This is a genomic window from Streptomyces sp. NRRL F-5727, assembly GCF_000719555.1.
Lineage (GTDB): Bacteria > Actinomycetota > Actinomycetes > Streptomycetales > Streptomycetaceae > Streptomyces.
In genome coordinates this window covers 22,720-46,729 of record NZ_JOGX01000009.1, presented here as the reverse complement: position 1 = coordinate 46,729, position 24,010 = coordinate 22,720, and the positions used below count along the sequence as shown (strand labels likewise).

General features: G+C 71.8%; 24 protein-coding genes. 2 read left to right on the top strand and 22 right to left on the bottom strand.

All coding sequences use genetic code 11. The annotated features are described in order from the left end of the window. Nucleotides 1–12: 12 nt before the first annotated feature. The 5 genes from rpsD to IF73_RS0109490 form a co-directional block, all read right to left on the bottom strand. On the bottom strand, nucleotides 13–627 hold the full coding sequence (rpsD, locus tag IF73_RS0109510) for a 30S ribosomal protein S4 (RefSeq protein ID WP_030745475.1): 615 nt from the start codon (nucleotides 625–627) through the stop codon (nucleotides 13–15). Between the two features lie 367 nt (nucleotides 628–994). Further along, the gene (locus tag IF73_RS0109505) at nucleotides 995–2,344 is read right to left on the bottom strand and encodes a replication-associated recombination protein A (RefSeq protein ID WP_031005539.1); all 1,350 of its coding nucleotides are present in this window, start codon (nucleotides 2,342–2,344) and stop codon (nucleotides 995–997) included. Between the two features lie 46 nt (nucleotides 2,345–2,390). Beyond that, nucleotides 2,391–3,005, bottom strand: a complete 615-nt coding sequence (locus tag IF73_RS0109500; RefSeq protein WP_031005538.1) for a vitamin K epoxide reductase family protein — start codon at nucleotides 3,003–3,005, stop codon at nucleotides 2,391–2,393. A 206-nt stretch (nucleotides 3,006–3,211) separates the two neighbouring features. Beyond that, nucleotides 3,212–4,474, bottom strand: coding sequence for a histidine--tRNA ligase (gene hisS, locus IF73_RS0109495; protein ID WP_031005537.1), 1,263 nt, complete (start codon nucleotides 4,472–4,474; stop codon nucleotides 3,212–3,214). A gap of 10 nt (nucleotides 4,475–4,484) precedes the next feature. Continuing rightward, entirely contained in the window at nucleotides 4,485–5,192 is a 708-nt protein-coding gene (locus IF73_RS0109490) for an MBL fold metallo-hydrolase (protein WP_031005536.1), read from the bottom strand. 154 nt (nucleotides 5,193–5,346) lie between these two features. On the opposite strand from IF73_RS0109490, the gene IF73_RS0109485 reads away from it, so the two are divergent. After that, on the top strand, nucleotides 5,347–6,099 hold the full coding sequence (locus tag IF73_RS0109485; RefSeq protein WP_031005535.1) for a peptidylprolyl isomerase: 753 nt from the start codon (nucleotides 5,347–5,349) through the stop codon (nucleotides 6,097–6,099). Between the two features lie 226 nt (nucleotides 6,100–6,325). Beyond that, nucleotides 6,326–7,555: a DUF349 domain-containing protein gene (locus tag IF73_RS0109480; RefSeq protein ID WP_031005534.1), complete on the top strand. Its 1,230-nt coding sequence runs from the start codon at nucleotides 6,326–6,328 to the stop codon at nucleotides 7,553–7,555. 76 nt (nucleotides 7,556–7,631) lie between these two features. Here the strand turns inward: IF73_RS0109480 and IF73_RS42560 are convergent, their stop codons facing one another. The 17 genes from IF73_RS42560 to pgsA form a co-directional block, all read right to left on the bottom strand. Continuing rightward, entirely contained in the window at nucleotides 7,632–7,754 is a 123-nt protein-coding gene (locus tag IF73_RS42560; protein ID WP_267883567.1) for a hypothetical protein, read from the bottom strand. Between the two features lie 194 nt (nucleotides 7,755–7,948). Continuing rightward, nucleotides 7,949–10,399: a RelA/SpoT family protein gene (locus IF73_RS0109465; RefSeq protein ID WP_031005532.1), complete on the bottom strand. Its 2,451-nt coding sequence runs from the start codon at nucleotides 10,397–10,399 to the stop codon at nucleotides 7,949–7,951. Nucleotides 10,400–10,643: 244 nt separating this feature from the next. Next, a complete protein-coding gene (locus IF73_RS0109460) occupies nucleotides 10,644–11,195 on the bottom strand; it encodes an adenine phosphoribosyltransferase (protein ID WP_031005530.1) in 552 nt (183 codons plus the stop codon). Then, complete coding sequence (gene secF, locus IF73_RS0109455) at nucleotides 11,192–12,265, bottom strand: protein translocase subunit SecF (RefSeq protein ID WP_031005529.1); 1,074 nt, start codon at nucleotides 12,263–12,265, stop codon at nucleotides 11,192–11,194. The genes IF73_RS0109460 and secF overlap by 4 nt, the downstream gene beginning before the upstream one ends. A gap of 1 nt (nucleotide 12,266) precedes the next feature. Further along, the gene (secD, locus tag IF73_RS0109450) at nucleotides 12,267–14,042 is read right to left on the bottom strand and encodes a protein translocase subunit SecD (RefSeq protein ID WP_031005527.1); all 1,776 of its coding nucleotides are present in this window, start codon (nucleotides 14,040–14,042) and stop codon (nucleotides 12,267–12,269) included. Nucleotides 14,043–14,189: 147 nt separating this feature from the next. Then, nucleotides 14,190–14,627: a preprotein translocase subunit YajC gene (yajC, locus tag IF73_RS0109445; RefSeq protein WP_031005525.1), complete on the bottom strand. Its 438-nt coding sequence runs from the start codon at nucleotides 14,625–14,627 to the stop codon at nucleotides 14,190–14,192. A 202-nt stretch (nucleotides 14,628–14,829) separates the two neighbouring features. Continuing rightward, nucleotides 14,830–15,909 carry a Holliday junction branch migration DNA helicase RuvB gene (gene ruvB, locus IF73_RS0109440; RefSeq protein WP_031005524.1) on the bottom strand — a complete coding sequence of 360 codons (1,080 nt, stop codon included), beginning with the start codon at nucleotides 15,907–15,909 and terminating at the stop codon, nucleotides 14,830–14,832. Nucleotides 15,910–15,947: 38 nt separating this feature from the next. Beyond that, nucleotides 15,948–16,580: a Holliday junction branch migration protein RuvA gene (gene ruvA / locus IF73_RS0109435; protein ID WP_031005523.1), complete on the bottom strand. Its 633-nt coding sequence runs from the start codon at nucleotides 16,578–16,580 to the stop codon at nucleotides 15,948–15,950. Further along, a complete protein-coding gene (gene ruvC / locus IF73_RS0109430) occupies nucleotides 16,577–17,107 on the bottom strand; it encodes a crossover junction endodeoxyribonuclease RuvC (RefSeq protein ID WP_031005522.1) in 531 nt (176 codons plus the stop codon). The genes ruvA and ruvC overlap by 4 nt, the downstream gene beginning before the upstream one ends. A 117-nt stretch (nucleotides 17,108–17,224) precedes the next feature. Next, nucleotides 17,225–17,977 (bottom strand): YebC/PmpR family DNA-binding transcriptional regulator, encoded by a 753-nt coding sequence (locus tag IF73_RS0109425; RefSeq protein WP_031005521.1) that lies wholly within the window; start codon nucleotides 17,975–17,977, stop codon nucleotides 17,225–17,227. 63 nt (nucleotides 17,978–18,040) lie between these two features. Beyond that, nucleotides 18,041–18,631, bottom strand: a complete 591-nt coding sequence (gene pdxT, locus IF73_RS0109420) for a pyridoxal 5'-phosphate synthase glutaminase subunit PdxT (protein ID WP_031005520.1) — start codon at nucleotides 18,629–18,631, stop codon at nucleotides 18,041–18,043. Between the two features lie 5 nt (nucleotides 18,632–18,636). After that, nucleotides 18,637–19,545 carry a pyridoxal 5'-phosphate synthase lyase subunit PdxS gene (gene pdxS / locus IF73_RS0109415; RefSeq protein WP_031005518.1) on the bottom strand — a complete coding sequence of 303 codons (909 nt, stop codon included), beginning with the start codon at nucleotides 19,543–19,545 and terminating at the stop codon, nucleotides 18,637–18,639. Between the two features lie 135 nt (nucleotides 19,546–19,680). Next, nucleotides 19,681–20,223 (bottom strand): hypothetical protein, encoded by a 543-nt coding sequence (locus IF73_RS0109410; protein WP_031005516.1) that lies wholly within the window; start codon nucleotides 20,221–20,223, stop codon nucleotides 19,681–19,683. Nucleotides 20,224–20,234: 11 nt separating this feature from the next. After that, a complete protein-coding gene (locus tag IF73_RS0109405; protein ID WP_031005514.1) occupies nucleotides 20,235–20,870 on the bottom strand; it encodes an MBL fold metallo-hydrolase in 636 nt (211 codons plus the stop codon). 357 nt (nucleotides 20,871–21,227) lie between these two features. After that, complete coding sequence (locus IF73_RS0109400; protein ID WP_031005512.1) at nucleotides 21,228–22,382, bottom strand: glycosyltransferase family 4 protein; 1,155 nt, start codon at nucleotides 22,380–22,382, stop codon at nucleotides 21,228–21,230. Next, a complete protein-coding gene (locus IF73_RS0109395; protein ID WP_031005510.1) occupies nucleotides 22,379–23,284 on the bottom strand; it encodes a phosphatidylinositol mannoside acyltransferase in 906 nt (301 codons plus the stop codon). Before IF73_RS0109395 ends, IF73_RS0109400 begins: the two co-directional genes overlap by 4 nt. Further along, nucleotides 23,281–23,946, bottom strand: a complete 666-nt coding sequence (gene pgsA, locus IF73_RS0109390) for a phosphatidylinositol phosphate synthase (RefSeq protein ID WP_031005507.1) — start codon at nucleotides 23,944–23,946, stop codon at nucleotides 23,281–23,283. Before pgsA ends, IF73_RS0109395 begins: the two co-directional genes overlap by 4 nt. Nucleotides 23,947–24,010 lie beyond the last annotated feature (64 nt).

Below are 24,010 nucleotides of genomic sequence, written 5' to 3'. Positions count from 1 at the left end.
TACGTGCTGCGATCAGCGGGCGTAGTACTCGACGACCAGCTGCTCGTCGCAGATGACCGGGATCTCCTTGCGGTTCGGCTCGCGGTCCAGGCGGAAGGCCAGGGCCTTCAGGTTGACCTGGAGGTAGCGCGGGGTCTCGCCGTCGGGGGCGAAGCCACCCTCGCGGGCGACCTGGAACAGGGTCTTCGCGCGGGACTTCTCGCGGACCATCACGACGTCGTCGGGACGGACGCGGAAGGACGGCTTGTCGACCTTGCCACCGTTGACCTGGATGTGGCCGTGGACGACCATCTGACGGGCCTGGTAGATGGTGCGGGCGATGCCCGAACGCAGGACCAGGGCGTCGAGACGGCGCTCGAGCTCGACGACCAGCGCCTCGCCCGTCTTGCCCTCGGCCTTCTTGGCGCGGTCGTAGGCGCGCGCCATCTGGCGCTCGCTGATGTCGTACTGGGCACGCAGACGCTGCTTCTCGAGCAGACGGACCTTGTAGTCCGAGTTCTGCTTGCGGCCGCGGCCGTGCTCGCCCGGCGGGTAGGGGCGGGCCTCGAAGTACTTGACGGCCTTCGGCGTCAGCGCGATGCCGAGGGCACGCGACTTCTTGACCTTGGGGCGGGCCTGGTTCGCCATGAACCAACCTCTCTATCTGAACGAATACGGCTTCACCAGTGGTTAGGGAGGTCGCAATCCGCAGCCGGGAAAACCCTCCGGGTCCGTGAGGGACCTGTCGGGCAGCCGCTTCCCGGTCTGGGCACGTACGTGCAGCACGCGAACGACCCACCGCCGGTCCCGGGAACCCGGGGGGTGGTGGGTGGCACGCGACACCTTCGAGGTGCGCGACGCTCCTGGAAACCCTGCCCGGGGGCCGGGTCTCCTGCTGACTGTCCCGCTCTGGTGGTGCCGGCCTGGGCCGGACACGGGACGCAGCGATCCCGACCAGTGTACCGGCTCCCCGGAGCGCCGCCGCCCCGGGGCCGGGTCGGCCAGGGGGGGTCGGTCAGCCGTCGCCCTTCAGGCGCTCGCGGACCTTCTCCACCACGTCCGCGTAGCGGGCCTCGGCGCCGTAGCGGGTGGGCTCGTAGTACCGCTTGCCGTGCAGGGCGTCGGGGGCGTACTGCTGGGCGGCGATCGCGCCGGGCACGTCGTGCGGGTAGACGTACCCCTGAGCGTGGCCGAGTTTGGCGGCGCCCTTGTAGTGGCCGTCGCGCAGGTGGGGCGGGACGGGTCCGGCGAGGCCGTTCCGCACGTCCTCGCGGGCGGCGAAGATCGCGTTGGTCGCCGCGTTGGACTTCGGGGCCAGGGCGAGGGCGATGGTGGCGTGGCTGAGGGTGAGCGCCGCCTCCGGGAAGCCGATCATGGCGACGGCCTGGGCGGCGGCGACGGCGAGCGGCAGGGCCTGCGGGTCGGCGAGTCCGATGTCCTCGCTCGCGGAGATCATCAGACGGCGGGCGATGAAGCGCGGGTCCTCCCCCGCCTCGATCATCCGGGCCAGGTAGTGCAGTGCCGCGTCGACGTCGGAGCCGCGGATGGACTTGATGAGGGCGCTGGCGACGTCGTAGTGCTGGTCGCCGTCCCGGTCGTACTTCACCGCGGCGCGGTCGACCGCCTCCTCGACGGTCTGGAGGGTGATCTCGCGCTCGCCCTTGGCGAGGGCGCCGCCGGCGGCGGCCTCCAGGGCGGTGAGGGCACGCCGGGCGTCGCCGCCGGCGATCCGCAGCAGATGGGCGCGGGCGTCGTCGAGGAGCTCGACGGCGCCGCCGAGGCCGCGCTCCTCGGTGACGGCCCGGTCCATGAGGCCGCTGAGGTCCTCGTCGGTGAGCGGCTCCAGGGTGAGGAGCAGGGAGCGGGAGAGGAGCGGGGAGATCACCGAGAAGTACGGGTTCTCGGTGGTGGCGGCGATCAGGGTGACCCAGCGGTTCTCGACGGCGGGCAGCAGCGAGTCCTGCTGGGCCTTGGAGAAGCGGTGGATCTCGTCGAGGAAGAGGACGGTCTCCTTGCCGTAGCCGCCGGAGGCGCGGCGGGCGCCGTCGATGACGGCCCGGACCTCCTTGACGCCGGCGGTGATCGCGGAGAGCTCGACGAAGCGCTTGTCGGTGGCCTTGGAGACCACGTACGCGAGGGTGGTCTTGCCGATGCCGGGCGGGCCCCAGAGGATCACCGAGGAGGCGCCGGCGGGGCCGGTGCCCTCCCCGACGAGCCGCCGCAGCGGCGAGCCGGGCTTGAGCAGGTGCCGCTGGCCCACCACCTCGTCGAGGGTGCGGGGGCGCATCCGGACCGCCAGCGGGCTGCTGGACGGGTCCTTCTCCTGGCGTTCTTCGGCGGCTGCGGTAAAGAGGTCGGGCTCCACGTCCATGAAGCCTAGGTCACGCCACCGACAAGCCGGGCGGGCGCGGTCACCCGGTCCAGAAGTCCCACCAGCGGGTGAGGATCAGCATGCCGATGATCCCGAGGTGCAGGACGGGCAGGATCCAGGTGAACTCGGCGAAGAAGGTCCGCACCCCGGCCGGGGCGGGGATGACTCCGGCGCGGACGTTGTGCGAGGTCACGTACCAGAACATGACGATGGTGGCGGCCCAGGCGAGGCAGCACCACAGGCAGAGCGAGTTGATCTCGTACAGGGACTGCTGCGTCAGCCAGGCGCAGAACCCGACGCCGAAGAGGGTGCCGGCGTTGAGGCCGAGCCAGTACCAGCGGCGGTAGCGGGCGCCGGCGAGGAGGCCGACGCCGATCGCGATCACCATGCCGTAGGTGACCAGGCCGAGCATGGGGTTCGGGAAGCCGAAGACCGACGCCTGCTCGCTCTTCATGATGTTCCCGCAGGACACGATGGGGTTCAGGCTGCACCCGGGGACGAAGTTCGGGTCCTCCAGGAGCTTGAACTTGTCGAGGGTGATGACCCAGGCGGCGAGCAGTCCGGCCGCCCCGGTGATCACCAGCAGCCAGGCGAGGCCCTTGCTCGCGCCGATCGTGCCCGCCGTGCCCGTCGCCTCCGCGTCGGCTTTCGTCATGCCTGTCGCCTTCTCACTCGCTCGCCGGCCTTGTGGCCACGGACATTCTGCAACAAGGGGTATACGGGCGAGCGTTCGTACGGGATAAGGGCCGGACGGCCCCGGTCGGCGGCCGGAGGTCCCGGCGGGTCGCCCGGCGGGAGGACCGGACACGGGAGGGACCCGGCCGCGCACGGCGGACCGGGCCCCTCCCGCGGGTGCGAAGCTCAGCCGAGCTGCTCGCGGACCGCGTCCAGGACACCGTCCAGGGCGACCGCGCGCTGCTCGCCGGACTCCATGTCCTTGAGCTGGACGACGCCCTCGGCGAGGTCCCGCTCGCCCGCGACGAGGGCGAAGCGGGCGCCGCTGCGGTTCGCCGCCTTCATCGCCGCCTTCAGGCCCTTGCCGCCGAAGGCGAAGTCGGCGGCGATCCCCGCCCGGCGCAGCTCGGTGACCTTGCCGAAGAGGACGCGGCGCGCCTCCTCGCCGAGGGCCACCGCGAAGACGCTGGTGGTGGCGGGCAGGTCCAGCTCGACGCCCTCCGCCTCCAGGGCCAGGACCGTGCGGTCCACGCCGAGTGCCCAGCCGACGGACGGCAGCGAGGGGCCGCCGATCATCTCGGAGAGGCCGTCGTACCGGCCGCCGCCGCCGACGGCGGACTGGGAGCCGAGGCCGTCGTGGACGAACTCGAAGGTGGTCCGGGTGTAGTAGTCGAGGCCGCGGACCAGCTTCGGGTCGTCCTCGAAGACGACGCCGGCGGCGGTGATCAGCTCGCGGACCTGCTCGTGGTACTCCTTGCAGGCGTCGCACAGGTAGTCGCGGAGCAGCGGCGCGTCGACGAGCTGCTTCTGCACGTCGGCCCGCTTGTCGTCGAGGACCCGCAGCGGGTTGATCTCGGCGCGGCGCAGGGTCTCCTCGTCGAGGTCGAGGCCGCGCAGGAAGGTCTGCAGGGCCTCGCGGTAGACGGGGCGGCACTCCTTGTCGCCGAGCGAGTTCAGCAGGATGCGGAAGTTCCGCAGGCCGAGCGAGCGGTACGCCTCGTCGGCCAGGATGATCAGCTCGGCGTCCAGGGCCGGGTCCTCGGCGCCGATCGCCTCGGCGCCGACCTGCGAGAAGTGGCGGTAGCGGCCCTTCTGCGGACGCTCGTACCGGTAGTAGGAGCCCGAGTACCAGAGCTTGACCGGCAGGTTGCCCTGCTTGTGCAGGCTGGCCTCCAGGGCCGCGCGCAGCACGGAGGCGGTGCCCTCGGGACGGAGGGCCAGCTTGCTGCCGCCCTTGGTCTCGAAGGCGTACATCTCCTTGGTCACGATGTCGGTGGACTCGCCGACACCGCGGGCGAAGAGGTTCACGTCCTCGAAGCCGGGGGTCTCGACATAGCCGTAGCCGGCCCGTCGCACCGGGGCGGCGATCGCGTCCCGGACCGCCAGGTAGGTCGCGGAGAACGGCGGGATCAGGTCGTACGTGCCCTTGGGGGCCTTGAAGGTGCTCACGGAAGTCTCGTCACATTCCTCGTCGGGGAGCGTCCGTGCTCCCGAAGCCGGAGGCCACCTGCCGCAGATACGGGTTGGTGGCGCGCTCCTGGCCGATGGTCGTCTGGGGACCGTGGCCGGACAGGACGACGGTCGAGTTGTCGAGCGGCAGGACCACACGGGTCAGCGACGCGAGCATCTCGTCCATGTCACCGCCGGGCAGGTCGGTGCGTCCGATGGAGCCGGCGAACAGCAGGTCGCCGGAGAAGAACACGGAGGGGATCTCCGAGGTCTCCGGCGTCCGGAAGGTCACCGACCCCTTGGTATGGCCGGGCGCGTGGGCGACCGAGAAGTCCATGCCCGCGAGCTTCAGCGCGGCCCCGTCGGTGAGCTCGTGCACGTCGTCCGGCTCGCCGACGGTCAGCTCGCCCATGAGCGGCATCCCGATGGAGCGGCCGAGGGCCTTCTCCGGGTCGCTCATCATGTACCGGTCGGCGGGGTGGATCCACGCGGGTACGTCATGGGCGCCGCAGACCGGGACGACGGAGGCGACGTGGTCGATGTGGCCATGGGTGAGGACCACCGCGACGGGCTTGAGCCGATGCTTCTTCAGCGTCTCCTCGACTCCCTGGGCGGCCTGGTGGCCCGGGTCGATGATGACGCACTCCTCGCCTGCGGCGGGGGCGACCACGTAGCAGTTGGTGCCCCAGGCCCCGGCGGGGAACCCGGCAATCAGCACGATCGTCCTTCTGTGTCGTCCGGCAGTTGGCTGCGGTCTCGCGGAATGCAGCAGATCAGAGCCTACCGGCGGTGCGTATTCCACAGCCAACCCGTATACGGTACGGGCACATCCGGCCAGGACAGGAACACACGAACGAGAGGGAGCGGACCCGGTGGTCACCAGCGATCAGCGGCGGCGGCAGCTCGCCAGGGACAAGTACGCGCGCCAGCAGCAGCGACGGGCGGAGGCGCAGCGCAAGACCAAGCGGCGCAACACGGTGATCGCGGCCTCCCTCGCGGTGGTGCTCGCGGCCGGCGGCGCGGTGTACGCCTCGGTGCAGTTCCTCGGGGACGACGCCAAGAGCACCGAGACGGAGGCGGCGAGCGGCGAGCCGAAGATGGGCATCGAGGCGAAGGGCACGTACGACTTCGCCCTGAAGACCAACGAGGGCGCCATCACCGTCAGCATGGACGCGGCGAAGACCCCGCGGACGGTGAACTCCTTCAAGCACCTCGCCGACAAGAAGTACTTCGACGGTACGAAGTGCCACCGGCTCACCACCGCCGGGATCTTCGTCCTCCAGTGCGGCGACCCGGAGGGCACCGGCATGGGCGGCCCCGGCTACACCATCCCGGACGAGAACCTCGACGCCCTGGGCAAGCCGGGCGCCGACGGCAAGGTCACGTACAAGGCGGGCACGGTCGCCATGGCCAACACCGGGCAGCCGGGCACCGGCGGCTCGCAGTTCTTCCTCGTCTACAAGGACTCGAAGCTGCCGCCGCAGTACACCCCCTTCGGCACGATCGACGCGGCCGGTCTGGCGGCGGTGCAGAAGGTCGGCGCGGCCGGCGTCGAGGGCGGTCAGGGCGACGGCGCCCCGAAGAAGCCGGTCACCATCGAGAAGGCGACCGTCTCCGCGAAGTGAGGCGGGGCGCTCCGCAGGACGGCGGCCCGGAGGTCCGCACGCACGTGACCGTGGAATTTCGGTCGCGCTGAGTGCGGACAGCCGGGCCGCCGTTCGCCTAGATTGGCGTTGTGCGGTGCGGTCCGATCCGTCGGGCGCGCCGCGAAGGCGGGCGAGGCCCGCCCAGGAACTGTGGACGATGCCCGGGGGTCACCACCCGTGGAGGGCATCATGGTGAGGAGGCGCTGTGAGCAGCGACCCGTGGGGCCGTGTCGACGAGACGGGCACCGTGTACGTGCGGACGGCCGAGGGTGAGAAGGTCGTCGGATCCTGGCAGGCGGGCACTCCCGAGGAGGCGCTGGCCTACTTCGAGCGCAAGTACGAGGGCCTGGTTGTCGAGATCGGCCTCCTCGAGAAGCGGGTGAAGACCACCGACCTCTCGGCGAAGGACGCCCAGACGGCGATCGAGCACATCCGGCACCAGGTCGACGAGCACCACGCCGTCGGCGACCTGGCCGCGCTCTCGGCCCGCCTGGACAAGCTCGCGGAGTCGGTGGAGTCGCGCCGCGAGGAGCGCAAGGCGCAGAAGGCCAAGCAGGCCGACGAGGCGCGTGCCGCCAAGGAGGCGCTGGTCACCGAGGCGGAGGAGCTGGCCCAGAGCGAGCAGTGGCGGGCGGCCGGCGAGCGGCTGCGGTCGCTGGTGGACACCTGGAAGGGCCTCCCCCGGCTCGACCGGAAGTCCGACGACGAGCTGTGGCACCGCTTCTCGCACGCCCGCTCGGCCTTCTCCAAGCGCCGGAAGGCGCACTTCGCCCAGCTCGACGCGCAGCGCGAGGACGCCCGGAAGGCGAAGGAGCGTCTGGTCGCCGAGGCCGAGGCGCTGCAGAACTCGACCGACTGGGGTGCGACCGCGGCCCGCTACCGCGAGCTGATGGCCGACTGGAAGGCGGCGGGCCGGGCCCAGCGCGAGCACGAGGACGACCTGTGGAACCGCTTCCGCGGCGCCCAGGACGTCTTCTTCGCCGCCCGTTCCGGGGTCTTCGCCGAGCGTGACGCGGAGCAGACCGAGAACCTGAAGCTGAAGGAGGAGCTGGCCGGCGAGGCCGAGAAGCTGCTCCCGGTGACGGACCTGAAGGCCGCCCGCGCCGCCTTCCGCGCCGTCAACGAGCGCTGGGAGGCCATCGGCCACGTGCCGCGCGACGCCCGCCCGAAGGTGGAGGGCCGGATGCAGGCGGTGGAGCGGGCGATCCAGGAGGCCGAGGAGGCCGAGTGGCGCCGCACCAACCCGGAGGCACGCGCGCGTGCCGCGGGTCTGACCGGCCAGCTCCAGGACGCCGTCGAGAAGCTGCGCAAGCAGATCGACGCGGCCCGCGCGGCCGGCAACGACGCCAAGGCGGACAAGCTCGCCAAGGAGCTGGAGGGCCGCCAGGCCCTGCTGGACCAGGCCCTGAAGGGTCTCCAGGAGTTCGGCGGCTGACCCGTCCGACGTACGGCTGCGAGAAGGGCCCCCGGCGTGTGCCGGGGGCCCTTCCTCGTGGCTCCGTGCGCGGCGGCTAGGAGACGGCCGGGGGCCGTTCCCCGCCCTCCAGGGTGTCGAGGGCGTGGCGGAGGACCTCGCACGCCTGGGCGTGGTTCCCGGCGGCCTCCAGGAGCTCGGCGAGGCGCCGGCAGATCATGACCGCCTCGGGGCCGAAGCGCTTGTGGGTCTGCTGGAAGGCGAGCTCCAGGATCTCGACGGCCTCCCGTTCGTGCCCGGTCTCGGTTACACCTCGCCCATGCCGCCGCCGATCTGCTCGATCGGCTCGTAGCGGTCCCTGAGGGTCTGCCCCGTCAGGTTCCCGTCCGTCATCCCTTCCCCCCCGGTCTCCCGCTACGGCCTGCGCGCGCTCGTCACCCGGTAGACGTCGTACACGCCCTCCACGCCCCGGACCGCCTTGAGAACGTGGCCCAGGTGCTTGGGGTCGCCCATCTCGAAGGTGAAGCGGGAGGTGGCGACGCGGTCGCGGGAGGTCTGGACGGCCGCCGAGAGGATGTTGACGTGCTGGTCCGAGAGGACCCGGGTGACGTCCGAGAGGAGCCGGGAGCGGTCCAGTGCCTCGACCTGGATCGCGACCAGGAAGACCGAGGACTGGGTCGGGGCCCACTCGACCTCCAGGATCCGCTCCGGCTCCCGGGAGAGGGAGTCGACGTTGACGCAGTCGCTGCGGTGGACGGAGACGCCGCTGCCGCGGGTGACGAAGCCGATGATCGGGTCGCCGGGCACCGGGGTGCAGCAGCGGGCCAGCTTGACCCAGACGTCCTCGACGCCCTTGACGACCACGCCCGGGTCGGCGTTGGAGCGGCGCTTGGAGCGGCCCCGGGTGGGCGGCGCGGCCTCCTCGATGTCCTCGGTGGCCGCCTCCTCGCCGCCGAGCGCCTGCACCAGCTTCTGCACGATGGACTGGGCGGTGACATGGCCCTCGCCGATCGCCGCGTACAGCGAGGAGATGTCGTTGTACCGCATCTCGTGGGCGAGGGTGACGAGGGAGTCGCCGGTGAGGATCCGCTGGATCGGCAGGTTCTGCTTGCGCATGGCCCGCGCGATGGCGTCCTTGCCCTGTTCGATCGCCTCGTCCCGGCGCTCCTTGGAGAACCAGGCGCGGATCTTGTTGCGGGCGCGCGGCGACTTGACGAAGCCGAGCCAGTCGCGGGAGGGCCCGGCGCCGGCGGCCTTGGAGGTGAAGACCTCCACGAGGTCGCCGTTGTCGAGGGTGGATTCGAGCGGCACCAGCCGGCCGTTCACCCGCGCCCCTATGGTGCGGTGCCCGACCTCGGTGTGGACGGCGTAGGAGAAGTCGACCGGGGTGGCGCCGGCGGGCAGCGCGATGACGTCGCCCTTGGGCGTGAAGACGAAGACCTCGTTGCGCGAGAGGTCGAAACGGAGGGACTCCAGGAACTCGCCCGGGTCCTCGGTCTCCTTCTGCCAGTCGAGCAGCTGGCGCAGCCACGCCATGTCGTTGAGGTGGTCGTCCTTGCCGCCGCCCTTGGGCACGTCGGTGCGGACCTTGGAGGCGCCGGCGACGGCCTCCTGCTTGTACTTCCAGTGCGCGGCGATGCCGTACTCGGCGCGGCGGTGCATGTCGAAGGTGCGGATCTGCAGCTCGACGGGCTTGCCGTTGGGTCCGATGACCGTCGTGTGCAGCGACTGGTACATGTTGAACTTCGGCATCGCGATGTAGTCCTTGAACCGGCCGGGGACCGGGTTCCATCGCGCGTGGACGGTGCCGAGGGCCGCGTAGCAGTCGCGGACGGTGTCCACGAGGACGCGGATGCCGACCAGGTCGTAGATCTCCGCGAAGTCACGGCCGCGGACGATCATCTTCTGGTAGACGCTGTAGTAGTGCTTGGGGCGGCCGGTGACGGTCGCCTTGATGCGGGCGGCGCGCAGGTCGGCCTGGACCTCGTCGGTCACTATGGCGAGGTACTCGTCCCGCTTGGGGGCGCGCTCGGCGACGAGCCGGACGATCTCGTCGTACATCTTGGGGTAGAGGATCGCGAAGGCGAGGTCCTCCAGCTCCCACTTGATGGTGTTCATGCCCAGGCGGTGGGCCAGGGGCGCGTAGATCTCGAGGGTCTCGCGGGCCTTCTTCTCCTGCTTCTCCCGCTTGAGGTAGCGCATGGTGCGCATGTTGTGCAGGCGGTCGGCGAGCTTGATGACGAGGACCCGGGGGTCCTTGGCCATGGCGACGACCATCTTGCGGACGGTCTCGGCCTGCGCGGCCTCGCCGAACCTGACCTTGTCGAGCTTGGTGACGCCGTCGACGAGGAGCGTGACCTGGTCGCCGAAGTCGCGGCGCAGGTCCTCCAGGCCGTACTCGGTGTCCTCGACGGTGTCGTGGAGGAGGCCGGCCATCAGGGTCGCCGGGTCCATGCCGAGCTCGGCGAGGATGGTGGTGACGGCGAGGGGGTGGGTGATGTACGGGTCGCCGCTCTTGCGCTTCTGGCCGCGGTGCCAGCGCTCCGCGACCTGGTAGGCCCGCTCGATCTGGCGCAGAGTGGCCGTTTCGATCTTGGGGTCGTTGGAGCGGACGATCCGCAGGAGCGGTTCGAGGACCGGGTTGTACGGCGACGAGCGCTGCACTCCGAGCCGGGCCAGGCGGGCGCGCACCCGGTTCGAGGAGCCGCCGGAGCGGGTCGGCGCGGGGGCCGGCGCGGGAGCGGGCGCAGCAGGCTTCGGCCTGTTCTCCGCGGGCTTGTTCTGGGGCGTGCCGGTTCCCTGCGCGGCCTGGTCGGCCTTGGGGTCGGGCTGCGCGGCGGAGAGTGACTGGGCCTCGTCTGGCAAAGAGCGCTCCTCTGGGGTCCCCCCGGACGGGGTCTGGGGGAGGTTCCGGGTCCCCCGGTCAGGCCCGGAAAGGCCATCGTATCGAGCCATGACGGCCCGTGCTCACGCGGCCGGGGGACGGGCCGGGGCCCGGGGCCGCTTCTCCGGCCCCTCGCGGGGACGTACCGGGACAAACGCGAGGGGCGCCCCGGGAATTCCCGGGGCGCCCCTGGCCGGAATCCGATGGATCCGTTCCGGACGCGTCTCAGACGGTGATCAGCGCGGTGAGCGGAGCGCCCCGGAGGGCGGGCTCCAGCCGGGCGCGGCCCGGGAGGAAGCCGAGCTCCATGAGGACCGCGACGCCCGCCACCTCGGCGCCCGCGCGGCGGATGAGCTCGAGGGACGCCTCGGCGGTGCCGCCGGTGGCGAGGACGTCGTCGATGACCATGACGCGGTCGCCCGCGGCCAGGTCCTCGGCGTGCACCTCGATCTCGGCGGTGCCGTACTCCAGCTCGTACGCTTGGCGGAGCGTGGCCCCGGGCAGCTTGCCGGCCTTGCGGACCGGGATGAAGCCCAGGCCCGCGCGGACGGCGACCGGCGCGGCGAGGATGAAGCCGCGGGCCTCCAGACCGACGATCTTCGTCGCGCCGTGCGCGGTGCACAGCGCGGCGAGGGTGTCGGTGAGGACCGTGAACGCCTCCGGGTCCGCGAGCAGCGGGGTGATGTCCTTGAACAGCACGCCCGGCTTCGGGTAGTCGGGGACGTCACGGATCCGGCTGAGCAGCAGGCCGGTCGCGTCCTGGGCCTCGGCCGTCACCGGCGCGGCTCCTGGGCTCGGCCGCGGCGGGCGGCACGCGGCCCGACGACGGCGGTCTCGGCGACGCCGGTGCCCTCGTCCAGGCCGTCCTCGCCGCGGGCGGCGGCGGAGGCGCGCTTGGCCAGCACCCGCTTCCTCAGCGCCTTCATGGCCGGCTCGCGCTCCTTGAGGTCGGCGACGAGCGGGGTGGCGATGAAGATCGAGGAGTAGGCACCGGCGGCCAGACCCACGAAGAGCGACAGCGAGATGTCGTTCAGCATGCCGGCGCCGAGGACGCCGCCGCCGATGAAGAGCAGGCCCGCGACGGGCAGCAGCGCCACGACGGTGGTGTTGATGGAGCGGACCAGGGTGCCGTTGATGGAGCGGTTGGCCATCTCGCTGAAGGTGAAGCGGGTCTGCTTCGTGATGTCCTTCGTCTGCTCCTTGAGGGAGTCGAAGACGACGACGGTGTCGTACAGCGAGTAGCCGAGGATGGTCAGCAGACCGATCACCGTGCCGACCGTGACCTCGAAGCCGACCAGCGAGTAGATGCCGACCGTGATCGTGAGGTCGTGGATCAGCGCGATGAGCGCCGCGACGGCCATTCTCCACTCGAAGGCGATGGCCAGGTAGATCACCACGAGGATCATGAAGACGCCGAGGCCGGTCCATGCCTTGTTGGCGATCTGCTCGCCCCAGCTGGGGCCGACCAGCTCGGCGGCGATCTTGTCCTCGGGGACGTTCAGGTCCTTGGCCAGCTCGGTGCGGACCTGGTCGGACTGCTCGGTGTCGAGGCCGCCGACCTGGATGCGCAGGGAGCCGTTGCCGAGCTGCTGGACGATGGCGTCGTGACCGGACGCCTCCTCCGCGTACTCCTGCGCCTGGCTGACGCTGACGTCCGACTTCGGGGTGGTGAAGACGGCGCCGCCCTGGAACTCGATGCCCATGTTGAGGCCGCGGACGGCCAGGGCGACGATGGCCGTGATGGTGATCAGGACGGAGAGGCCGTACCAGATCTTGCGGTTCCCGATGAAGTCGTAGCCGACCTCACCGCGGTGGAGCCGGGCGCCGAGATCTCCGAGCTTCGACATCTCACGCCTCCTTCGGTTCGACGGTGCCGGCGGCGCCGGCGGCGGGGGCGTTACGGCGGGTGCGGCGCAGCGGCGGCTTGGCGCCCAGGCGCTTCGGGTCCAGGCCGGACCACGGGTGTCCGTCGCCGAAGAACTTGGTGCGGGCGAGCAGCGTCATCAGCGGCTTGGTGAAGAGGAACACCACGACGATGTCGAGCAGGGTGGTGAGGCCGAGCGTGAACGCGAAGCCCTGGACCTTGCCGACGGTCACGATGAAGAGCACGGCCGCGGCCAGGAACGACACGAAGTCGGAGACCAGGATGGTGCGGCGGGCGCGCGGCCAGGCGCGCTCGACGGCCGGGCGGAGGGTGCGGCCCTCGCGGAGCTCGTCACGGATGCGCTCGAAGTAGACGATGAACGAGTCGGCGGTGATGCCGATGGCGACGATGGCACCGCAGACGGCCGGCAGGTTCAGCGCGAAGCCGATGGCCGGGCCGAGCAGCGACATGATCACGTAGGTGAGCAGGGCGGAGACGCCGAGGCTGAGGATCGCGATGAACGACAGGCCGCGGTAGTAGACCACCAGGTAGAGGATGACCAGCGCGAGGCCGATGGCGCCGGCGATGAGGCCGGCCTCCAGCTGCTCGCCGCCGAGGGCGGCGGTGACGGTGTCGACGCTCTGGGTGTCGAAGGAGAGCGGCAGGGCGCCGTAGGCGAGGATGTTGCCGAGGTCCTGGGCCGACTGCTGGTTGAAGCTGCCGGAGATCTGCGCGTTGGCGCTGAGCGTGGTCTGGACGCGGGGCGCCGAGACGACCTCGCCGTCGAGGACGATGGCGAACTGGTTCTGCGGCTCGGCCTGCTGCGACAGCTTGCTCGTGATCGACTGGAACTTCTTCGAGCCGGCGTCCGTGAACGTCATGTCGACGATCCACTGGCCGCTCTGCTGGTCGATGGCGGCCTTGGCGTCGTCGACGTCACGGCCCTCGACCTCGGCGGGGCCGAGGAGGTACTTCTCCCACTGGCCGATCGCGTTCTTGCCGCAGGCGACGATGGAGTCGCCGGGCTTGGTGCCCGCGGCGGCGGCGGTGCGCTGCTTGGGGTCCAGGCAGTTCAGGGTGGTGAACTTCTGCTGGAGCGCGGCGGTCGCGGCGTCGGCGCTGGGCGTCGGCTGCGGGGTGGCGCTCGCCTTCGGCGTGGCGGAGGCGCTGCCGGTGGGGGTGGGCGTCCCGGTCGCGTTCGGGGCCTTGAGGGCCTCGGAGAGCGCGCGGCCCTGGGTGGAGGCGGTGGCGGTCGGCGTGGCCGACTTCTTCTCGCCGACGGAGGCGGACGCGGAGGGCTTCGGCGTGGCCGAGCCCGAGGGGGTCGCGGTGGGCGCGGCCTCGGGGGCGGCGGCCGCGACGGTGAGCACGGGCCGGAAGTAGAGCTGGGCGGTGGTGCCGACCTGCTCGCGGGCCTGCTTCTCGTTCGTCCCCTTGGGGATGTTGACGATGATGTTCTCGCGGCCCTGCGTCTGGACCTCGGCCTCGGAGACGCCGAGACCGTTGACACGGCGCTCGATGATGCCGACCGCCGTGTTCATGTTGGTCTCGTTGACCGCGGACTCCTGGCCGGGCTCCGCCTTGGCCTTGAGCGTGATCGACGTGCCGCCGGCGAGGTCGATGCCGAGGCGCGGGGTGGTGTGCCCCGACCAGAACATGCCGCCGGTGAGCGCGACCATGGCGATCAGAATGAGTGCCAGGGCGCGGCCCGGCCGGCTCTGTCCCCCCGCCGGCCTTCGGCCCTTCTTCGGTGCTGCCACCTGTCGTTTCTCCCTGTCCAAACCGTCCGGGCGCCGGGTGGGCGCACGGAGGCCACGAAGTGTGTGTGGGGACCTTCCCCCGCAGACGTCGGACCGTTCCCGGCCGCGGCCACGCCGGTGGGCGTGGGCCGCCGGGCCGGGTGGGCGTTACTTCGCCTCGGTCTCGCCGTCGGCCTTGCCGTCCTTCTCGACCTCGGCCTCGGCCGCGTCCGACTTCTTGGTCAGATCGGCCTTGGGGGCCTCGTCGGCGTCGGTCAGCGAGGAGGCGTCGTCCGGGACGACGGCGCCCGCGTCGTCGGCGACGTCCTCGTCGGTGTCACCGTGGACGATCCGGTTGTACTCGGCGTCGTCGAGGACCGCGCCGATGGCGTTCTTCGCGTAGACGGCGTGCACGCCGGGAGCGACCTCGAGCAGGACGGTCTCGTCCTGGATCTCCTTGACGGTGGCGTACATTCCCCCGATCGTGCGTACGCCGGTGCCGGGCTGCATCTGGTTGCGCATCTCCGCCGCCTGCTGCTGCTTCTTCTTGGCAGAGCGGGTCATCAGGAACATCGCCCCGATGAGCACGATGAACGGGAGGAGCATGCCGATGTTATTCACGGGACGGAAATCCTTCGCACGGTCACGGAGAACCCGCGGCCTGATCTTCGGGGGTGGGTACGCCGACCAGAAAGGGCGGCATCGGCGGAGTCTAGGCGAGTCCGCATCGATGGAACAACGCCCAGCATGGCACCGTGGTTCCTGGTCGGGCGAGACTCCGCGCCGTCACCCACCCGTCACAGCCGCCTCAGGAGCCGAACAGCCCCTGTTGTCCCGGTCCGGCGCCCGCCGGGCCCGCTGCCTGCGGCGGGACCAGTCCGAGGTGGGTCCATGCCGCCGGCGTGGCGACCCGGCCACGGGGCGTACGGGCCAGCAGTCCCTCGCGTACGAGGAAGGGTTCGGCGACCTCCTCGACGGTCTCGCGCTCCTCCCCCACGGCGACGGCGAGGGTGGACAGGCCGACGGGGCCGCCGCCGAAGAGCTTCAGCAGGGCCTCCAGGACCGCCCGGTCGAGGCGGTCGAGGCCGCGGCTGTCCACCTCGTACACACCGAGGGCGGCGCCGGCGACCTCGCGGGTGATCACTCCGTCGGCCCTCACCTGGGCGTAGTCGCGGACGCGGCGCAGCAGCCGGTTGGCGATGCGGGGGGTGCCGCGGGAGCGGCCGGCGATCTCGGCGGCGCCGGCGGGGTCGATCTCCACGTCGAGGAGCCCGGCGGAGCGGGTGACGACGCGCTCCAGCTCGTGCGGCTCGTAGAACTCCATGTGGGCGGTGAAGCCGAAGCGGTCACGGAGCGGGGGCGGCAGCAGGCCGGCCCGGGTGGTGGCGCCGACCAGGGTGAAGGGCGGCAGGTCGAGCGGGATGGCGGTGGCGCCGGGGCCCTTGCCGACGATGACGTCGACGCGGAAGTCCTCCATCGCCATGTAGAGCATCTCCTCGGCGGGCCGGGACATCCGGTGGATCTCGTCGAGGAAGAGGATCTCGCCCTCCTGGAGGGAGGAGAGGATCGCGGCGAGGTCGCCGGCGTGCTGGATGGCGGGGCCGGAGGTGATCCTGATCGGCGCGTTCATCTCCGCGGCGATGATCATCGACAGGGTGGTCTTGCCGAGGCCCGGGGCGCCGGAGAGCAGCACGTGGTCGGCGGTGGCGCCGCGCTGGCGGGCGGCCTTGAGGACGAGGTCGAGCTGCTGGCGGACCTTCTCCTGGCCGATGAACTCGCCGAGGTCCTTGGGGCGCAGGGCGGCCTCGACGGCCTGGTCGTCGCCCTCGGCGGCGGCGCCGACGATCCGCTCCTCGTGGGCGGATGCCGTCTCGTCGTCCCAGTTCACGGTGGTGTCTTCCTTCGTACGGGCGGGGTCGCCGGCGGTCAGCGGGCGCGGTTGAGCGTCTGCAGGGCGGCGCGCAGCAGCTGGGGCACGGGCGCGGAGCCGGTCTCGGCGAGCGCGGCCTCGGCCTGCGGGGTGACCGCGGCGACGGCCTCCTCCGCCTCGCGGGAGGCGTAGCCGAGGCCGACGAGGGCGGCGGCGAGCTGCTCGGTCCAGGGGGCCGGGCCGGCGGCGACGGCGCGCTGCTGGCCGACGAGTCCGCTGCTGCCGAGGGGCTGGCCGAGCTTGTCCTTCAGCTCCAGGAGCAGCTTCTGGGCGCCCTTCTTGCCGATGCCGGGGACGGCGGTGAGGGCCTTCTCGTCGCCGGTGGAGACGGCGAGGCGCAGCGCGTCGGGGCTGTGCACGCCGAGCATGGCCTGGGCGAGCCGGGGTCCGACGCCGCTGGCGGTCTGGAGCAGCTCGAAGACCTGGCGCTCGTCGTCGTCGGCGAAGCCGTACAGCGTGAGGGAGTCCTCCCGGACGACGAGGGAGGTGGCGAGCCGGGCGTGCTCGCCGACGCGGAGGCCCGCAAGGGTGTTCGGGGTGCACTGGACGGCCATGCCGACGCCGCCGACCTCGACGACGGCGGTGGTGGGGGCGACGGCGGCGACCGGGCCGCTGACGAAGGCGATCATGACGTGCGGCCTTTCGAGGCGTGCAGGGCGACGGCCTGCTGGAGGCGGTTCTGCGCGGGGGCGCGCCAGATGTGGCAGATGGCGAGGGCGAGGGCGTCGGCCGCGTCGGCCGGCTTGGGCGGGGCGGCGAGCCGGAGCAGCCGGGTGACCATGGCGCCGACCTGGGCCTTGTCGGCGCGGCCGGAGCCGGTGACGGCCGCCTTGACCTCGCTGGGGGTGTGCAGGGCGACGGGGATGCCGCGCCGGGAGGCGCAGAGCATGGCGACGGCGCTGGCCTGGGCGGTGCCCATCACCGTGCGCACGTTGTGCTGGCTGAACACCCGCTCGACGGCGACCAGTTCGGGCTGGAAGCGGTCGAGCCACTCCTCTATGCCGCGCTCGATGCCGACCAGGCGGGGGCCGATGTCGGCGTCGGAGGGGGTGCGGACCACGCCGACGCCGAGCATGGTGAGCGGCCGCCCCGCGACGCCTTCGACGACGCCGACACCGCACCGGGTGAGTCCCGGGTCCACCCCCAGTACGCGCACGCCGCCCCTCCCTCTGATCCTTCGCTCGGCTATTCGTGCAGGCTATCGGGTGCCACTGACAACGCAGCGGGCCGACGGGGGTGTGTCCCCGTCGGCCCGCTGCGCGGAAGGCCGGACTCAGGCGTCGACCTTCTCCATGACCTCGTCGCTGACGTCGAAGTTGGCGAAGACGTTCTGCACGTCGTCGCTGTCCTCCAGCGCGTCGATCAGCTTGAACATCTTGCGCGCGCCCTCCTCGTCGAGCTCGACCTGCATGGTCGGGACGAAGCTGGACTCGGCCGAGTCGTAGTCGATGCCGGCCTCCTGGAGGGCGGTGCGGACCGCGACCAGGTCGGTGGCCTCGCTGATGACCTCGAAGGACTCGCCGAGGTCGTTGACCTCCTCGGCGCCCGCGTCGAGCACGACCTCCAGGACGTCGTCCTCGGTCCGCTCGCCCTTGGGGAGCACGACGACGCCCTTGCGGTTGAACAGGTACGAGACGGAGCCCGGGTCGGCCATCGAGCCGCCGTTGCGGGTCATGGCGACGCGCACGTCGGAGGCGGCGCGGTTGCGGTTGTCGGTGAGGCACTCGATGAGCACCGCGACGCCGTTCGGGCCGTAGCCCTCGTACATGATCGTCGCGTAGTCGACGCCGCCGGCTTCCAGGCCGCCGCCGCGCTTGACCGCGGAGTCGATGTTCTTGTTGGGCACCGACTGCTTCTTCGCCTTCTGGATGGCGTCGAAGAGGGTGGGGTTGCCCTCGGGGTCGGCGCCGCCGGTGCGGGCCGCGACCTCGATGTTCTTGATCAGCTTCGCGAAGAGCTTGCCGCGCTTGGCGTCGATCACGGCCTTCTTGTGCTTCGTCGTAGCCCATTTAGAGTGGCCGGACATCTGCCTGTCTCCTTCGCGTAACCATTTTCTTGAACGAACCCCAGTGATCCTACCGGGACTCGTTCACCGCGCGGCGCGCACCATGTCGACGAAGAGCCCGTGGACGCGGTGGTCACCGGTGAGCTCGGGGTGGAACGAGGTGGCGAGCGCGTTGCCCTGCCGGACGGCCACGATGTGGCCCTCGTGCTCGGCGAGCACCTCGACCTCGGCGCCGACGGACTCGACCCAGGGGGCGCGGATGAAGACGCCCTCGACGGGCGTGTCCACTCCGGCGACGGTGACGCCCGCCTCGAAGGACTCGTTCTGCCGCCCGAAGGCGTTGCGGCGGACGATCATGTCGATGCCGCCGAAGGTCTCCTGGCCCGAGCGCGGGTCGAGGATCTTGTCGGCGAGCATGATCAGGCCGGCGCAGGTGCCGTAGACCGGCATGCCCGCGGCGATCCGCTCGCGCACCGGCTCCATCAGGCCGAAGAGGACGGCCAGCTTGGAGATGGTGGTGGACTCGCCGCCGGGGAGGACCAGGCCGTCGACCTCGGCGAGCTCTTCGGGGCGCCGGACCGGCCTGGCCACGGCGTCCGCCGCGGCCAGGGCGATCAGGTGCTCCCGGACGTCGCCCTGGAGGGCCAGGACTCCGATCACGGGGGTGGTGCTCATGGTGGTTACCAGCCCCGGTTGGCGTAGCGCTCGGACTCGGGGAGGGTGTCGCAGTTGATGCCGACCATGGCCTCGCCGAGGTTGCGGGAGGCGTCCGCGATGATCTTCGGGTCGTCGTAGAAGGTGGTGGCCTTCACGATGGCGGCGGCGCGCTTGGCCGGGTCGCCCGACTTGAAGATGCCGGAGCCGACGAAGACGCCCTCGGCGCCGAGCTGGCGCATCAGCGCGGCGTCGGCGGGGGTGGCGACGCCACCGGCGGAGAACAGCACGACGGGGAGCTTGCCGAGCTCGGCGACCTCCTTGACGAGCTCGTACGGGGCGCGCAGCTCCTTGGCGGCGGCGTACAGCTCGTTGTTGTCGAAGCCGCGCAGCTTGGCGATCTCGTTCTTGATCTGGCGCAGGTGGCGGACGGCCTCGACGACGTTGCCGGTGCCGGCCTCGCCCTTGGAGCGGATCATGGCCGCGCCCTCGGCGATGCGGCGGAGGGCCTCGCCCAGGTTGGTGGCGCCACAGACGAAGGGGGTGGTGAAGGCCCACTTGTCGGAGTGGTTGATCTCGTCGGCCGGGGTGAGGACCTCGGACTCGTCGATGTAGTCGACGCCGAGGGACTGGAGGACCTGGGCCTCGACGAAGTGGCCGATGCGGGACTTGGCCATCACCGGGATGGAGACCGCGCCGATGATCTCCTCGATCATGTTCGGGTCGGACATCCGGGCCACGCCGCCGTCCTTGCGGATGTCCGCGGGGACCCGCTCCAGGGCCATGACGGCGACGGCGCCGGCGTCCTCGGCGATCTTCGCCTGCTCGGCGTTGACCACGTCCATGATCACGCCGCCCTTGAGCTGCTCGGCCATGCCGCGCTTCACGCGGGCGGTGCCGGTCTCGGGGGTCTGGGGAGTGGTGGAGCTGGACACGGAAACCTCACTCGTGACAACGGGTTCAACGGGACGTTGACGACTAGAGCGAGGAAACAGTCCACGAGCGGTCCACAGCAAGGGCCAATGTGCAGGCTGTGGATCCTTTTCGCGGGAATCGGAGGCCGCGGCGGCTCAGGAGGGGCGATCGGCCAGGGCCACCGGCGGTTCGTCGTCCATTTCGAAGGCCATGGGGAAGGGGGCGTGGCCCGCGAGCCGGAACCAGCGGACCTTGCGGTGGCGGCGCAGGGCGCGGGCGGCCCGGACGGCGTCGTTGTGGAAGCGGCGGGCCATGGGGACCCGGCGGACCGCGGCGGCCAGCTCGCCGGCGGCCTCCTCGCCGCCGGGCGCCTCCTGGACGAGCTCCACCTGCTCGGGCTCACCGAAGACGGCCCGCAGCGCCTGGCTCAGCGCGCTCTCGGCGACCTCCCGCTGGTCCTCCTCCGCCTGCCGGGCCGCGTGCGCCGCCTCGTACAGGACGATCGAGGCGGCGGGGTCGAGGACGCCGGAGGTGGCCAGTTCCTGGGCGACCGAGGCCCGCCGCAGCAGCTGGGCGTCGAGCGCGGCGCGGGCCGCGTCGATGCGGGTGTGCAGCCGGTCGAGCCGGCCGGCGGTCCAGCTGAGGTAGACGCCGATGAGGATCAGCGCGACGACGGTCCAGATCAGGGTTTCGGTCACGGGCGCACAGGCTACCCGGGCGGGGGCAGCACACCTTCCCAAAGGTCGTGGTCGTGGGCGAACAGGACACGGACCGGCCGCCCGTCCGCGAGTGCGGCGAGCCGTCCGAGCCAGGGCCGGTGCGGCGTCCCGAACTCGCCCGCCCTGTCGTACGCCTGTCCCGCGAGGACCGTCAGCCGGTCGCCGTGGTCGAGGACGAGCGACTGGTGCCCGTCGACGTGACCGGGCGTCGGCACGATCCGGATCCCCGGGGCGATCTCGTGCTCGCCGTCGATCTCCGTCCAGGCGACACCGGGCAGCAGGCCGTCGATGGTGTACGCACCCGCCCGCGCGGTGGCGAGCTCACGGCGCTGCACGAGGGCGGGGGTGCCGGGGAAGCGCTGGTTGCCGCCGATGTGGTCGAAGTGGAGGTGGCAGTTGACCAGGAGGTCCACCTCGTGGGGGCGGACGGTGAGGGGCCGGCGGACGATCCGGTAGCGGGCGTCGGTCTCGGGCGAGCCCTCGCCCATGCCGGTGTCGAAGAGGAGGGTGCCGGAGGGATGCCGGACGAGGTACGCGAGGGCGGGCTCCACGCGCGCGTGGGCGCCGCCGTACTCCTCGGCGGGGCGGGTGAAGCGACCTAGGTCGAGCCGCGTGACGTGAATCATGGGGACCAGGCTGCGCTTGCCGCCCCCGCTGTGGGCGCGCGTTTCGCCAGGGGCGATCGGGGTCCCCCTGCTCGCGCGAAGCCGAGAGCCCGGGGGAGGGCGGGCACAGCGGAACCCGGACCACGCGGAACGTCCCACGCCTGGGCCCGCACCGGCACGGCACCGCACCCGGGGTGCGGGTCCAGGCGCGGAAGCCCGGGCCCGGCAAGGGGCGCCGCCCCTGCGCCCACCCGTCCCGCCCCAGCGGGACGAGCGCCCACAGGGACGCCGGGTTGCGGGCCCGGCAGGGACGGGGGCGCAGGCCCACAGGGACGCCGGGGCGCCCCGGCAGGGACCGGGGGCTCGCTCGGGCGTGGGTTACAGGCCCAGGCGGGCGCGGAGGCCGCCTGCCTTCTCGTCCGTGTCCACCGCCGCCGCGCCGTCCGTGACCGTCTCGTAGACCGCCAGGATGTCCGCGCCGACCGTGGACCAGTCGAAGCGCCGTACGTGGGCCGAGCCGCGCGCGCTCAGCTCGGCGCGCCGGCGGGGGTCGCCGAGCAGCCGGATCGCCGCCTCCGCCAGCGCGTCCGCGTCCTCGTTGGCGAAGAGCTCGCCCGCCGCGCCCTGGTCGAGGACCTGCGCGAACGCGTCCAGGTCGGCCGCGAGGACCGGCGCGCCGGCCGACAGCGCCTCGACGAGGATGATGCCGAAGGACTCGCCGCCCGTGTTGGGCGCCACGTACACGTCGACGCTGCGCAGCAGCCGCGCCTTGTCCTCGTCGCTGACCATGCCGAGGAACTCCACCCGGGAGCGCATCTCGGCCGGCAGCGAGGCCACCGCCTCCTCCTCGTCGCCGCGCCCGGCGACGAGCAGCCGGGCGTCCGGCCGCTCGGTGAGGATCCGGGGCAGCGCCCTCATCAGGACCGGCAGGCCCTTGCGGGGCTCGTCGATCCGCCCGATGAAGCCCAGCGTCTCGCCCTGCCACTCCGCCTTCGGCTCCGCGCCGGCGAAGAAGTCGACGTCGACGCCGTTGGGGATGACGACGGCGTCGCCGCCGAGGTGCTCCACCAGCGTCCGGCGCGCGTACTCGCTGACCGCGATCCGGGCGCTGATCTTCTCCAGCGCCGGCTGGAGGATCGGATAGGCGGCGATCATCGCCCGCGAGCGCGGGTTCGAGGTGTGGAAGGTGGCCACGATCGGGCCCTGCGCCGCCCAGCAGGTGAGCAGCCCCAGCGAGGGGGAGGTCGGCTCGTGGATGTGGACGACGTCGAAGGTGCCGTCGTGCAGCCAGCGGCGGACCCGGGCCGCGGAGAGGAAGCCGAAGCTGAGCCGGGCCACCGAGCCGTTGTACGACACCGGCACCGCGCGGCCGGCGGAGACGACGTACGGCGGCAGCGGGGTGTCGTCGTCCGCGGGGGCGAGGACGGAGACCTCGTGGCCGAGCCGGATCAGGTGCTCGGCGAGGTCGCGGATGTGGAACTGGACGCCGCCCGGTACGTCCCAGGAGTACGGGCAGACGATCCCGATCTTCACGGTGTGCGCTCCTCCAGGTCGGCCAGCCAGAGGCGCTGGAGCATGTGCCAGTCCTCCGGGTGGTCCGCGATGGCCCCGGCGAAGACGTCCGCGAGGGTCTGTGTCATCAGGGACGCCTTCTCGGCCCGGCTGCCTGACTCGGGCACGTCCAGCGGCGCGTGCACCTGACCCCGCATGGTGTCGGAGTCGTCGTACCAGAGGGTCACCGGCAGCAGCAGCGCGCCGGTCTGGAGCGCGAGCATGGCCGGCCCCGCAGGCATCCGGGTGGGCTCGCCGAAGAAGGAGACCTCGACGCCGGAGGCGGACAGGTCCCGGTCGGCCACGAGGCAGACCAGGCCGCCGGCGCGCAGCCGCCGGGCCAGGGTGCCGAAGGCGGCGCCGCCGGTGTGCGGCAGCACCTCCATGCCGAGGGACTCGCGGTAGGCGACGAAGCGGTCGTACAGCGTCTCGGGCTTGAGCCGCTCGGCGACGGTGGTGAAGGGCACGCCGAGGGCGCGGGTCACCCACACGCCGGCCAGGTCCCAGTTGCCCATGTGGGGCAGGGCGATGATGACGCCCCGGCCGGAGGCGAGCGCCTCCTTCAGGTGGTGGACGTCCTTGGGCGCGAAGCCGTTCGCGGCCCGCTCGCTGCTCCAGGTCGGCAGCCGGAAGGACTCCATCCAGTAGCGCATGTACGAGCGCATGCCGGCCTGCGACAGCTCGGCGAGCCGCTCGGGCGTGGCGTCCGGCACCACGCGCGCGAGGTTGGCCTCCAGCCGCAGCACGCCCTTGCCACGCCGCTTCCACACGGTGTCGGCGATCTTCCGGCCGAGGGCCCTGGCCACCGGTTCCGGGAGCTTCTTGACGGTCGCCCAGCCGAGCCCGTACAGCCCGTCGGTCACCTTGTCCTTCAGCGCGCTCACGTGGTCGCCCCGCCTCCCCCGGCCGCCGCGGCGGCGTCGGCCTCCGCGGCCTCCCTGCGTACCGTCACCACCCGCTGTCCGAGGGTCACGGCCGAGCCGGCGGCGACGATCCACAGCGCGATCGGGAGCAGCACGTCGACCCCCGGCACGCCGAAGGCGTGCAGTCCGGCGAGGCCGGCGGCGACCAGCGAGATCACCAGCCGCTCGGCCCGCTCGACCAGGCCGTTCACCGCGACCGGCAGGCCAATCGATTCGCCACGCGCCTTGGTGTACGAGACGACCTGGCCGCTCGCCAGGCAGAAGATCGACACCGCGCAGAGCACGTTGTCGTCGCCCTGGCCCGCGTACCACAGGGCGAAGCCGCCGAAGATGGCCCCGTCGGCGACCCGGTCGAGGGTCGAGTCGAGGAACGCGCCCCAGCGGCTGGAGATCCCGGCCTGGCGGGCCATGTTGCCGTCGACCAGGTCGGAGAAGACGAAGAGCGTGATCACGATCGTGCCCCAGAAGAACTCGCCCCTGGGGAAGAAGACCAGCGCTCCGGCGACCACTCCCGCCGTGCCGATCAGCGTCACGGCGTCGGGACTGACGCCCCGGCGGAGGAGAAACGCGGCGAACGGTGTGAGGACACGCGTAAAAAACGCACGCGCGTACTTGTTCAGCATGGCCTTCCCGAGGTTTCGGCGGGCCGCGCGGTCCCATGACCACCGGCTCGCCCATCGTAGCCAC